Annotated in this window: 12 protein-coding genes; 9 read left to right on the forward strand and 3 right to left on the reverse strand. The window is 33.5% G+C overall.

The genetic code is table 11. The features are described from left to right. From ACIQ6Z_RS07365 to ACIQ6Z_RS07375, 3 genes are all read left to right on the forward strand, one after another. On the forward strand, window positions 1-1470 hold a 1470-nt coding region (locus ACIQ6Z_RS07365; protein WP_396210266.1), incomplete at its 5' end, for a M1 family aminopeptidase. Window positions 1471-1565: 95 nt separating this feature from the next. Continuing rightward, on the forward strand, window positions 1566-1910 hold the full coding sequence (locus ACIQ6Z_RS07370) for a twin-arginine translocase TatA/TatE family subunit (RefSeq protein WP_396210267.1): 345 nt from the start codon (window positions 1566-1568) through the stop codon (window positions 1908-1910). Further along, window positions 1910-2479 carry a phosphatase PAP2 family protein gene (locus ACIQ6Z_RS07375; RefSeq protein ID WP_396210268.1) on the forward strand — a complete coding sequence of 190 codons (570 nt, stop codon included), beginning with the start codon at window positions 1910-1912 and terminating at the stop codon, window positions 2477-2479. The genes ACIQ6Z_RS07370 and ACIQ6Z_RS07375 overlap by 1 nt, the downstream gene beginning before the upstream one ends. On the opposite strand, the gene ACIQ6Z_RS07380 is transcribed toward ACIQ6Z_RS07375, so the two are convergent. Continuing rightward, complete coding sequence (locus ACIQ6Z_RS07380) at window positions 2456-3097, reverse strand: O-methyltransferase (RefSeq protein ID WP_396210269.1); 642 nt, start codon at window positions 3095-3097, stop codon at window positions 2456-2458. The two genes, ACIQ6Z_RS07375 and ACIQ6Z_RS07380, sit on opposite strands and share 24 nt — an antisense overlap. A gap of 72 nt (window positions 3098-3169) precedes the next feature. Between ACIQ6Z_RS07380 and rlmN the strand changes: the two genes are divergently transcribed. Beyond that, window positions 3170-4210, forward strand: a complete 1041-nt coding sequence (gene rlmN, locus ACIQ6Z_RS07385; RefSeq protein ID WP_396210270.1) for a 23S rRNA (adenine(2503)-C(2))-methyltransferase RlmN — start codon at window positions 3170-3172, stop codon at window positions 4208-4210. Between the two features lie 35 nt (window positions 4211-4245). Here rlmN and ACIQ6Z_RS07390 read toward each other — a convergent pair whose 3' ends face one another. Then, window positions 4246-5127, reverse strand: coding sequence for a hypothetical protein (locus ACIQ6Z_RS07390; protein ID WP_396210271.1), 882 nt, complete (start codon window positions 5125-5127; stop codon window positions 4246-4248). A 103-nt stretch (window positions 5128-5230) separates the two neighbouring features. Here ACIQ6Z_RS07390 and ACIQ6Z_RS07395 point away from each other — a divergent pair, with 103 nt between their 5' ends. Continuing rightward, window positions 5231-6211 carry a polyprenyl synthetase family protein gene (locus ACIQ6Z_RS07395; protein WP_396210272.1) on the forward strand — a complete coding sequence of 327 codons (981 nt, stop codon included), beginning with the start codon at window positions 5231-5233 and terminating at the stop codon, window positions 6209-6211. Between the two features lie 3 nt (window positions 6212-6214). Here ACIQ6Z_RS07395 and ACIQ6Z_RS07400 read toward each other — a convergent pair whose 3' ends face one another. After that, the gene (locus tag ACIQ6Z_RS07400; protein WP_396210273.1) at window positions 6215-8572 is read right to left on the reverse strand and encodes a PAS domain S-box protein; all 2358 of its coding nucleotides are present in this window, start codon (window positions 8570-8572) and stop codon (window positions 6215-6217) included. 156 nt (window positions 8573-8728) lie between these two features. Here ACIQ6Z_RS07400 and ACIQ6Z_RS07405 point away from each other — a divergent pair, with 156 nt between their 5' ends. The 4 genes from ACIQ6Z_RS07405 (at window position 8729) to ACIQ6Z_RS07420 (ending at window position 12088) form a co-directional block, all read left to right on the forward strand. After that, the gene (locus ACIQ6Z_RS07405) at window positions 8729-9493 is read left to right on the forward strand and encodes a response regulator (RefSeq protein WP_396210274.1); all 765 of its coding nucleotides are present in this window, start codon (window positions 8729-8731) and stop codon (window positions 9491-9493) included. Between the two features lie 132 nt (window positions 9494-9625). Further along, window positions 9626-10195 (forward strand): RNA polymerase sigma factor, encoded by a 570-nt coding sequence (locus tag ACIQ6Z_RS07410; RefSeq protein WP_396210275.1) that lies wholly within the window; start codon window positions 9626-9628, stop codon window positions 10193-10195. Next, window positions 10182-10883 carry a hypothetical protein gene (locus ACIQ6Z_RS07415; protein WP_396210276.1) on the forward strand — a complete coding sequence of 234 codons (702 nt, stop codon included), beginning with the start codon at window positions 10182-10184 and terminating at the stop codon, window positions 10881-10883. Before ACIQ6Z_RS07410 ends, ACIQ6Z_RS07415 begins: the two co-directional genes overlap by 14 nt. A 29-nt stretch (window positions 10884-10912) precedes the next feature. Further along, window positions 10913-12088, forward strand: coding sequence for a hypothetical protein (locus ACIQ6Z_RS07420; RefSeq protein WP_396210277.1), 1176 nt, complete (start codon window positions 10913-10915; stop codon window positions 12086-12088). Window positions 12089-12105: the final 17 nt, after the last annotated feature.

A 12105-nucleotide genomic window follows, 5' to 3' on the forward strand; every position in this document is an offset into this window, starting at 1 on the left:
ACAGGCGTAATTCAAAACAAAAGTGAAGTATATACTCCCGAACAAATGAAGCGTTGGGCTTTGGCCGAAACTACATTTGATAAACCAGTAGTTATTGTTACGCAAGAAGAAGCAATGCAAGCTGAGAAAGGTTTTTCGGAACAGAAAAAAACCTGGAGATTTAAAGCACAAAATGTTCGTGATTTCGGATTTTCAACATCCAGAAAATTCATTATTGATGCGATGGCCGTTAATTTACCAACCAACAAGCCATTGGCAATTTCAATTTATCCGAAAGAAGCAAATCCACTTTGGGGCGATTTGTCTACAAAAGCAGTGGCTCATACTTTAAAAACCTATTCGCATCATACTTTTGATTATCCTTATCCTAAAGCGGTTTCTGTTTCTGCAGAAGATCAAGGTATGGAATATCCAATGATTTGTTGGAACTACGGTCGTCCAGACGAGAAAGGATTTGTAAGTGATAGAACAAAATATGGAATGTTGGGCGTAATTATACATGAAGTGGGCCATAATTTTTTCCCAATGATTGTGAATTCAGACGAAAGACAATGGTCATGGATGGATGAAGGTTTGAATACATTTTTAGAGTATTTGACAGAAATTTCATTTGATACCAATTTTCCAGCTACACGCGGTCCCGCTAAGAATATTGTTCCATACATGAAAGGAAATCAACAATATTTAGAACCGATCATGTCAAATTCTGAGGGTATTTATAATTTTGGAGCGAATGCATATGGAAAACCAGCCACAGGATTAAATATTTTAAGAGAAACGATTATGGGTCGTGAATTATTCGACCATGCTTTTAAAACCTATGCGAATCGTTGGAAATTTAAACATCCTACTCCTGAAGATTTTTTCAGAACGATGGAAGACGCATCAGCGGTGGACTTAGATTGGTTTTGGAGGGGTTGGTTTTACTCAACAGATTATACTGATATGGGAATTAAAGATGTAAAACAATTTTATGTGATTGAACAAGATCCTAAAGAAGCCCAACAACAGTTTAACAGACGAGGAAGAAAAATTGGAGAAGGGCAATCCATGCTGAAAATGGTATTAGAAGCTTCCACTGATTTCAAGCCAGAATTGAAAAATGGTTTTGATGCTTCTAAGGTTCAAGCCTTAACCGATTATTTGAATAAAAATTATACGACAGAAGAGATCGGAACATTGAAGTCGCCAAAATTCTTCTACGAAGTGGAATTTGACAAACCAGGAGGATTAATTATGCCAATTATTGTTGAACTTCAGTTTGAAGATGGCTCTAGTGAAACCAAAGTTTTCCCTGCTCAAATTTGGAGAAAAAATAACAACACAGCTAAAAGAGTTTTTGCAACGGAAAAGAAAGTAGTTAAGATTCAATTGGATCCGAAGTTGGAAACAGCCGATATTGATGTAACCAATAATTTTTGGCCCAAGGCTGAAGCGGAATCAAAATTTGATACACTAGAAAAGAAATAAAGAAACAAAAGACTATCTCCGGATGGTCTTTTTTTGTTTCTATTTGAATATTCGAATTAAATCTTTGTAAATTTGTAACTCTTAAATAGTTGATTATGTTTGATGGAATTGGCGAATTAATGTTAATCTTAATTGTAGTATTAATGCTTTTTGGATCCAAAGAGATTCCAGATATTGCTCGTTTTTTAGGTAAAACCATGGCGCAATTAAAAAATGCAACAAACGAAATCAAAAGCGAAATTCAAAAAAGTGCACAAGACAATGGTATGGATATCGACTCTATTACAGGAGGGATTTCTCAAGAAATAAATAAAGCAAAAACGGGTATAACACAAATGTCAAATCCATTGGAATCTGTTGATTTAGGACTTCAAAAGCCGATCGACGTAGTAAAAGAAACCCTTGAAGATTTGTCAGGTCCCATTAAAAGACAATCCTAATGTGGGATACCGTAATTCAACTTGATAGAAATCTGTTTCTTTTCCTAAATGGGTTAGGTTCACAGCCCTTTGATCCTTTTTGGAAAATTATTACCAAACAAGTATATTGGTCGCCCTTATTTTTGGCCGTCTTCTATTTGCTTCAAAAAAAAATGGGTTGGAAAAACTTAGGAATTATTTTGTTGTTCCTTGCTGTTTTGATTGCCTGTACCGATCAAATAACCAATTTGTTTAAAACTACTTTTGAACGGTTACGACCATGTAATTTACTTGAATTTAAAGGAATCATGAGAGCGGTGGTTACACGAAAATCATTTAGTTTCTTTTCTGGTCACGCTGCCAACTCCATGGCTTCCACAATGTTTGTGTTTTTAATTATCAGATCCTACTACAAGCACTCCTATTTGTTGTTTTGTTTTCCGCTGGTTTTTGCATACAGCAGAATTTATTTAGGCTTGCACTTTCCTGGAGATATTGTTACCGGTTATTTTTTTGGGGCCGTTTCCGGTTGGTTGTGTTATAAAGGATATATTAGATTTAGACGATTAAATCACGCGACTAACGGTTAATCCATCACGAATGGGTAGTAAAACCGTTTCTACTCTCGGGTCTGTATTTAGCAATTGATTGTATTCTAATAATACTGAAGTGCTTTTATCATTTGGTTTTACTTCTTCCAATACTTTTCCACTCCATAAAACATTGTCAGATAAGATAATGCCTCCTTTGCTCATTAGGGGAACAATTAAGTGGAAATAATGCACATAATTTTCTTTATCGGCGTCGATAAAAACCAAATCAAATTTTTTGTTCAATGTTGGAATGATATCAATTGCATTCCCTAAATGTTGAAAAATTTGGTCTTTCCAAGGTGAAGCATCAAAATATTTTTTCTGAAAATCAACCAATTCCTCTTCAATATCAATCGTATCTAAGGTTCCATTTTTGGCCAATCCTTCTGCCAAACATAAAGCAGCATAGCCTGTATAAGTGCCAATTTCTAAAATGTGTATCGGACAAATGATTTTAGAGATCATGCTCAAAACCCTTCCCTGAAAATGACCGCTTAACATTCGTGGTTGTAATATTTTTTGATGCGTTTCTTTGTTAAGTTTCGCCAATAATTCAGGTTCAGCTTGTGAATGATTGGTTACGTAATTTTCTAAGTCTTCGGATATAAAGTGCATGATGAAATCAAATTTTGACAAAAATACAAATTAACAATTAAACGATTTAACATTTTAACCTAACTTTGCACTATGCAAATCGATAAAAAAGACATTCGCGCACTCACAAAAGAACAATTGCGTCAATTTTTTGTTGCCAATGGAGATAAAGCTTTTCGCGGCAATCAAGTCTACGAATGGTTGTGGCAAAAACGCGCACATACGTTTGAAGATATGACCAATGTGTCAAAAGAAACCCGTGCCATGCTAGAAGCTAATTTTGTCATCAATCACATTAAAGTAGATACACTTCAGCGAAGTGAAGATGGAACGGTAAAAAATGCAGTTCGTTTGCACGATGATTTGATCGTTGAATCGGTTTTGATTCCAACAGAAACACGAACAACAGCATGTGTTTCTTCTCAAGTTGGATGTAGTTTAGATTGTAATTTTTGTGCGACAGCTCGATTGAAGCGCATGCGTAATTTAGAGCCCGGTGAAATTTATGATCAAGTTGCAGCCATAGATAACGAGAGTCGTTTGTACTTTGACCGACCTTTGTCTAATATTGTTTTCATGGGAATGGGTGAGCCGTTAATGAATTACCCAAACGTGATGAAAGCAATCGATATGATAACTTCAAGTGAAGGATTAGGTATGTCGCCCAAACGCATAACAGTTTCCACTTCGGGAATTCCGAAAATGATAAAAAAAATGGCCGATGATGAAGTCAAATTTAAACTAGCGGTATCCTTACATTCAGCAGTAGAAGAAATTCGAAACGAAATTATGCCGTTTACCAAGAATTTTCCATTGACCGATTTGCGAGAAAGTTTGGAATATTGGTACCGCAAAACCAAAAGTAAAGTTACCTACGAATATGTAGTTTGGAAAGGAATCAATGATGATAAGAAGTCGATTGACGCTTTGGTCAAATTTTGTAAATATGTACCGTGCAAAGTAAACTTAATTGAATACAATCCAATAGATGATGGGATATTTCAACAGGCAAACGATCAGTCTATCAACGCCTATTTAGAGGCTCTTGAAAAAAGCAATATCGTTGCAAAAGTTAGAAGGAGCCGTGGAAAGGATATTGATGCCGCTTGCGGTCAATTAGCAAATAAATCATAAAAAAAGGGCTTTAAAAAAAAAGCCCTTTTTTGGTATTAATTCCCTATGGTTATCGTGTAAGAAATACCATTAACAGTAAATACTGCAATATTATCGCATTCACCATTTCCATAATTTAAGGTAGATGTAATATTGTTTCTTGTAAATGTAATAATTCCTTTAGCAAGAATAGGTTTGTTTACGGCGATACAACTCATTTTTGCCATAATTGGCTCAGTAATTGTTGCAGTGTGTTGGTTACCATTTGGTGCGGTAGTTGTCCAATTCCCGGTTATTCTATAAATGTTATCTATAAAAGCTGGAGTCATAAATCCTTCCACTAACTCACGAGTTCTTGAACCTACCCGCACATACTCATCACCATTAGGCATAGTAATCGTCATTTCTAATTCCATAACAACCCTTGGATGTGGAGCAGAAGTAGCCGTTTGAGCAGTCATGGAACGTGTAAATGTTTTTGTTCCTTCAAAATTTATGTTATTGTGGTAAAAGTTGTCAAAAGTATACGTTACTGTATGTGATACAGCAGTAGGCTGAAATACAAAACTAATGATAATTTTTCCACGCACTATGTTTCCGTTATTTAAGGTGCAACCTGTAGTCCCAAAATCAATTGTTTTGGTTACCTGAGTTCCAGGAGTAATTAAGGTTCCAAATGCGGGTGTTCTTGTTATGGTAGCACAATTTGAAAAAATACTCAGATTGTTGTCAATTGTTCGATAGGTAATCGTATTGCTATTGATGTCATCAAATAATTGATCAGCAATAGTAGCAATGTCATCACTAGCTAAATCTATTTTAGAGTTCACAATCGCATCATTCGATGTCAATTGAGTTGCATTAGTAGCATCATTTTCACAACTGGTATACGTTATGAATACAGCCACCACCGCCATTAATTTTAATACATTTTTCATATTTAATTGTTTAAAGTTCTGAATCTTAGACTCAAAGGTATAAAAAAGGTTTAATATTCAAATTTTTTTTCTATTTCGGAGTCAGAATGTTATCTTTGTTGTAATGAAAATTACCGAACAAATAAAGTTGCCAATTGCTCAAGAAATGGATCTTTTTGAGGAAAAATTTCGCGAGGCAATGTCTTCAAAAGTGGCTTTATTGAATCGAATTACCCATTATATTGTCAATAGAAAAGGCAAGCAAATGCGCCCCATGTTTGTTTTCTTGACGGCAAAAATGATTTCTCAAGGCGTTATCAATGAGCGCACCTATCGCGGGGCATCAGTGATCGAATTGATACACACTGCGACTTTAGTGCACGATGACGTTGTAGATGATAGCAATAAACGCCGTGGTTTTTTTTCTATTAATGCACTTTGGAAAAATAAAATAGCAGTTTTAGTAGGGGATTATTTATTGTCCAAAGGCTTGTTGTTGTCTATTGATCACAATGATTTTGATTTGTTGAAAATTATTTCCGTTGCGGTTCGCGAAATGAGTCAAGGGGAGCTACTTCAAATTGAGAAAGCGAGAAGATTAGATATTACCGAAGCTATTTATTTTGAAATCATTCGTCAAAAGACAGCAACCTTAATTGCTGCTTGTTGTGCGTTAGGGGCTTGTTCTGTTGTCCCCAATGATACCGAAACTATTGAAAAAATGCGTAAATTTGGAGAGCTTATTGGTATGGCTTTTCAAATCAAAGACGATTTATTTGATTATACTGAAGATGCTATCGGTAAGCCTACCGGAATTGATATTAAAGAGCAAAAGATGACCTTGCCTTTAATTTATACCTTAAACCACTGTTCAAAACAAGAGAAAAGCTGGGTGATTAATTCGATTAAAAATCACAACAAAGATAAAAAACGAGTTGCCGCGGTTATTCAGTTTGTGAAAGATCAGAAAGGTTTAGCGTATGCAGAACAAATGATGATCGAATTTCAACAAAAAGCGCTACATCTTCTCCATGAATTTCCCGATTCACAATACAAAAGTTCCCTTGAATTGATGGTTAATTATGTCATCGAACGAAAAAAATAGCTTCTACATTTGTTTATAAGGAAATTCCAAGATAACTCGAGTGTTTTTTGGGATGCTTTCAATACATATTGACCCGTTTAACAATTCTGTAAATTGTTTGGCAATTATAAGTCCTAATCCCGATCCTTTAATATTCGCTGTATTGCTTCCTCTGAAAAAGGATTTGAATAAATGCTTGTTTTCCTCGGGTAAGATACCAATTCCATAATCGATAATCTCAATTTTGTAGTAGTGATCAAAATAGGTAATCACTAGCTCTGGTTGCTCACAACCTATAGAATATTTAAATGCATTAGAAATTAGATTCGTTAGGATGTGAAGCAGCAAACGTTCGTCAGTTTCGATTTTTTGTTTGGAACCTTGCATTGTAACAATCAATTTTCGTCCATCCTTTTCTTGTTGGTAATAAGTTTCGATTAAGCGATCAATAAATTCTTCAAAAGCTATTGTTTTAAGATCTATTTTTAACTTATTGGATTCGTTTTCTCCAAACAGTAGGATATTATTCATTAATTCTGTCATTCGATCCACTTCGGAGGTGATTCGATCCGTAATCATTTTGATCTCTTCTTTATTAATGGATTGATTCATTTTTAAATGCAACAACTCAATATTAGAGTAAATTACAGATAAGGGTGTTCGAAACTGATGTGAAGCCATGGTAACAAATCCCGATTTCAAATCGTTTAATTCACTTTGCTTTTCCAAGGCGCGTTTTACTTCTTCTTGATCGTTGAGACGTTGAGAAATGTCTCTACTAGAAGTTTGTATTCCTAAGACTCTATCTGCCGAATCTTTCATGATTTTTACAGACGTCTCAAACCAAACGTATTCTTGATTTTTCTTTAAAAAGCGAAAGGTTATAACTTCATTTGGTAAATTTAAAATATTATTATGTTTTGTTACAATTTCTTGAATATCGTCGGGATGAATAAATTGATAAGGATCTTGGTTAAGAAGCTCTTCTACAGTGTATCCAGTAATTCGATCACAATTGTTTGAAATATATTTTACGATGCCATTAAATTCGTGTTGGACTACCAAATCAGAGGTATTTTCAGCAATAAAACGGTATTTTTGCTCTGAAATTTGAAGCTCTTTTCTTAGTGAAATTAAATCGTTGATGTTAGTTATACTTCCCAAAATAAATTGGGAATTGTCTTTTAGGTCGGTTTGAAGGCTTAAGAGTAATAAAACATTAATTTTTTTCTCTTTGTGATGCATTAATTTTCCTTCTAATACTTTAGATTGATTAATGTTTTGATGAAATGACTCCGTATCTATATGGGTTAAAAAGTTGAAAATGCTTTGGCCAATGCTTTCTTTTATATCAAACCCTGTGATTTTTTCCCATTGTTTATTTAAGAAAGTCAGTGTCCCATTTAAATCCGTCTTAAATACAATTTCAGCTAAATTATTTACCATATTGTCAAAGTCGTTGCGTTGTTGTGCCAACTCAATTTCCTTTTCTTTTATGGCGCTAATGTCAATCTGTGATCCAATAATTTTAGTTGGGGTACCTAGACTATCCATAAGCATGATCCCCGAATATTTTATCCAAACATAATGGCCTTTTTTATGTAATATTCGTGCAACACCATCATAACGATCGGTTTTTTTAAAAATATAATTGAACAGTTGATTTCTAATTACATCGTAATCATCAGGATGCACTTTTTCTTTCCAAACTTCAAGATTGCTGCCTAATTCTTCAATAGTATAACCTAATATTTCATTCCAATTGAATGAGTAGGTAATTTGATGTGTTTTTAAATTCCATTCCCATTTGGCTTGGCTCGAACTTTTTATATAAAAATTAAGTTCGTCTAAAGTGGTTTCAAGTTTTGAGACTACTTTATCTTGATTCAAGCAAATACCAATATTTCGCGCTACGGTATGCAATACATTTACTTCTTCTTCCTGCCAAATTCGCTCCGATTCACAATCATCAAAGCCAATCCAACCCCAGAATTGATCATCAGAGAAAATAGGAGTAAAGAGATATGAAAGTATGCCTTGCATCTCCATAGTTTCGCGGAAAAGCACATTGTTGCTTTCGTGAACTAACCCATATAAAGGAAGATTTTGGATTAGAGTTTCATATAATCCCGGAAAGGCTTCGTAGGGCATTCCACTCAAATCTGGATTTCCTAAAAATGGCGTTACATTTTCTTTGCACCATTCAAATTCATAATTTAAGACGAGAATTCCATCTTTGAATTCATTTTTAAAAATGTAACATCGATCTACTAATATATTACTTCCCAAAGCTCTAATGCATTCTTGAAGGGCATTGTTGATGTTGTTCTCTCTGAGCAAATGATTATTTGCTTCCGAAATGGCTTTTAATAAATGATTCATTTTTAGTTTTAACTATATTAATAAGAGAAGATACCTCTTGTAAATTCATAATTAGTTTGCAATCAAAAAGGCTAAATTTACTCAATTTAAAATTATGTATCACTAAATTAAAAAAAAATACGCATAATTTAACAAATAAAGAATTAATTTTACATTATGAAGACAAAACCACCAAAAATATTATTAATCGAAGATGACATCTCTCTAGGTCAGACCATTTCAGAGTTATTAGAAATTAATGGATATGACGTTAAGTGGTGTCATAATGGCTTGGAAGCCTATCATTATTTAGAACAAAAAGTACCCGATATTATTGTTTGTGATCTCATGATGCCCATAATGTCTGGCGAAGAGTTGTTTCTGAAAATTAGAAAGTTTAAAAAGTATGATGAAATTCCTTTTTTGATCATTACTGCGGATGTGACTTTCGAAATGAAAATCAAACAATTGGAAAACGGGGTCAATGATTTTATCATTAAACCCTTCAAAATTCAAGAGCTTTTATTGAAAATTAAGAATTTTCTTCAGTTTAAAAATATTTTAATTAAAAGAAATACTTTAGACCCTTTTTCTAAGGTAACTATTAAGCTTAAAAATAAAAATTTCTTTGAAAAATTGAACGATATTATCATCAATAATATCAAGACCAACATTACCATTGATAAAATTGCAACTGAATTGTTTATCAGTAAGTCGGCTTTAGATAAAAAAATCCGAAGAGATAAGCAAATGAATACCACTACTTATGTCCGACAATTGCGAATTGAATATGCCATTCGATTAATTGAAGCCGGAGAAACCAATGTGCAACAACTAGCCGATGCTAGTGGTTTTAATTCACTATCTTATTTTTCTATTAGTTTTAAAGGCTATACCAATACCTCGCCTAAAAGCTATATCAAGAAGAGAAATTTAAATTAATTTTTCATTCGTGCAACCTTTTTTACTTCTAACACGTCTATAGGTTTAGAAGCAATCAGTTATCTAAAAGAACAAGCGTACTATTAAATTAGTAAATTTAGTAGATGGCAGTGAACTAGAATTGAACTTGAAATGAAGGTAATCCCCTTACACCTAGAAGAGAAATTGCGAATTGCACTAGCGGTCGAGCACAATCGAACAGCGCAACAGCAAATTTATGCCCAGTTTTCTTCTAAAATGCTTGGGGTTTGCAGGCAGTATATCAAAGATGTTCAGCATGCGGAAGATGTTATGATTTCTGGTTTTATGAAGGTTTTTACTCAATTGCATACGTTTGAACATAAAGGGAGCTTTGAAGGATGGATTCGGCGTATCATGATTTATGAATGTATTGATTTTTTGAGAGTGAAACAAAACCAGTTCAATCACCAGGATATAGAGGATGTGATCTTAGTTGAAAAAGATTCGGCTTATGAAATGGAAGAATTTTCAGCAGATGACATCCAAAATTTGATAGATCAGTTACCTGACGGCTACAAAATGGTATTCAATTTATATGCTATAGAAGGCTACAAGCACCAAGAAATAGCAGAATTACTCAAGATCAGTGAAGGAACATCTAAATCGCAATTATACCACGCTAGAAAACTATTGCAACACCGAATTATAGCTTTAAAAAATACCTTAAATGGAACCAAATAAAATAGATAGTCAAATAAAAGAAAAGCTGAATGGTAGAGAAATTCAGCCATCTGCTCAAGCATGGGATCGATTGGATGCAATGTTAGCTGTATCAGAAGCAAAAAAATCTAAGAAAAATTATAATTGGTTATTTGTTGCGGCTTCTATAGTCCTTTTTTTCGGATTGGGATATTTTCTTTTCAATTCCTCCTCCACAACAGAATTTAATAATTCAGTTCCAGTTGTAACCACTAGTAATGAAGAAATTGATACTATTGAAACCAATAAAATAAATGAAATTGCAGTTGAAAATGGTAGGCCTGTTTTAGTTCAGAATGAAAATAATTTTTCAACAACACAAGCAAATAAAAAATCAGAGGGGACAAATAAATTGCTAAAGAAGGAACATGTTTTGGAAGAAAAAATTACTCCCAACTCCCAACTCCTAGCTTCTAACACCCAGCCCTCAGCCCCCAGCATCCATTACCCATCATCCGAAAAATTGTTAGCTGAAGCTCAAACCACTGAAAAAGTAATTCCGTCGGATAAAAAAACGAAATCTAAGCTAAGAATTAAAATAGATGCTAATTCTTTGTTAGAAAGTGTTGAAAAGGAATTAGACGACTCCCATAAAGAGAGTACACTAGATAAGTTGTCTAAAAAAATACAAGATGCTAAATCGGCAGTTGTGAATCGAAATTACGAATAAATTAAAAACATCATTAAATTCAATCAGTTATGCGAAAAATTATTTTATACACCTTAGTAATGGTGTTTGGATTTTTTACAAAATCTATGGCACAGGAAGATAGAAAAAATGCTATTGAACAGCGTAAAGAGAAAATAAAAGAAAGAAAAGAAGTTCTCAAAAAGAAGCCAATGACTTTTGAGAAGAAAGTGAATCAAATTTCGACTAGCATGGAGTTTCTATTGGCAAGAGAAAAAAATGAACTAAAAATAAAGATTGATTCTTTGGATAATTTGTTTTCTCAAAATAAGATTACTGAAGACGACTTGAAAGCTTTAAAACTAAAACAAGCGGAAATTTCATCTGCAAAGATTGAAAAAAGTATGGACATGCAAAAAGCAAAGTTGGATAGTTTAGTACAAAATAAAGTGGAAGCAGATAGCAAAGAAGTCGTATTTAAGATTGACACCATTAATGGAAAAAAAGTATATACATATTACAAAACCAATAATACAATATATTATGATTTACCTGCTCTAAAAATCTATAAGTCAGCCGAAGAAGAAATCGAAAGAAAATCAAAACGTACTACATCTCAATTTGTTTTTGCCTTTGGTTTGAATAATTTGGTCACTAAAGGAACTTCGTTAGAAGATTCTGATTACAGAATTTGGGGTTCTCATTTTTATGAATGGGGAGTTACATATAATTCGAGATTGTTAAAAAATCATAATTTGGTTCATGTTAAATACGGGTTAACATTGATGTATAATAACCTTCGTCCAACAGAAAATCGTTATTTTGTAAAAAATGGTGATCAAACTAATTTAGCAACAGCTTCTCGTCATCTTGATGATTCTCGATTTCGAAATGTATTTTTAACGCTTCCTTTGCATCTTGAATTTGATTTTTCCCCTAAGAAAACTTCCAAGGATGGCACAAAAAGCTATTTCAATACGCATGAGTCGGTTCGAATTGGAATTGGAGGATATTCGGGTCTTCGTGTGAAATCAAAGCAGTTGTTGCACTATGAAGAAAACGGAGATAAAATAAAAAACAAACATAAAGGAGATTTCAATGTTTCTGATTTTACTTATGGGCTAAGTACCTATATTGGTTATCGTTCCATCAGTCTATATGTTAAATATGACTTAAATCCGATGTTCAAACACAATACAATAGATCAAAACAACGTTTCATTAGGTATACGCTTTGATTTTAATTAAAAATAAGAGTTAGGTTA

The organism is Flavobacterium sp. (assembly GCF_044376915.1).
Lineage (GTDB): Bacteria > Bacteroidota > Bacteroidia > Flavobacteriales > Flavobacteriaceae > Flavobacterium.

What these genes read in the sequence shown, in the direction of transcription:
- ACIQ6Z_RS07370 (WP_396210267.1), top strand. Translation starts at nt 1,566, where the DNA reads ATGTTTGATGGAATTGGCGAATTAATGTTAATCTTAATTGTAGTATTA.
- ACIQ6Z_RS07375 (WP_396210268.1), top strand. Translation starts at nt 1,910, where the DNA reads ATGTGGGATACCGTAATTCAACTTGATAGAAATCTGTTTCTTTTCCTA.
- ACIQ6Z_RS07380 (WP_396210269.1), bottom strand. Translation starts at nt 3,097, where the DNA reads ATGCACTTTATATCCGAAGACTTAGAAAATTACGTAACCAATCATTCA.
- rlmN (WP_396210270.1), top strand. Translation starts at nt 3,170, where the DNA reads ATGCAAATCGATAAAAAAGACATTCGCGCACTCACAAAAGAACAATTG.
- ACIQ6Z_RS07390 (WP_396210271.1), bottom strand. Translation starts at nt 5,127, where the DNA reads ATGAAAAATGTATTAAAATTAATGGCGGTGGTGGCTGTATTCATAACG.
- ACIQ6Z_RS07395 (WP_396210272.1), top strand. Translation starts at nt 5,231, where the DNA reads ATGAAAATTACCGAACAAATAAAGTTGCCAATTGCTCAAGAAATGGAT.
- ACIQ6Z_RS07400 (WP_396210273.1), bottom strand. Translation starts at nt 8,572, where the DNA reads ATGAATCATTTATTAAAAGCCATTTCGGAAGCAAATAATCATTTGCTC.
- ACIQ6Z_RS07405 (WP_396210274.1), top strand. Translation starts at nt 8,729, where the DNA reads ATGAAGACAAAACCACCAAAAATATTATTAATCGAAGATGACATCTCT.
- ACIQ6Z_RS07410 (WP_396210275.1), top strand. Translation starts at nt 9,626, where the DNA reads ATGAAGGTAATCCCCTTACACCTAGAAGAGAAATTGCGAATTGCACTA.
- ACIQ6Z_RS07415 (WP_396210276.1), top strand. Translation starts at nt 10,182, where the DNA reads ATGGAACCAAATAAAATAGATAGTCAAATAAAAGAAAAGCTGAATGGT.
- ACIQ6Z_RS07420 (WP_396210277.1), top strand. Translation starts at nt 10,913, where the DNA reads ATGCGAAAAATTATTTTATACACCTTAGTAATGGTGTTTGGATTTTTT.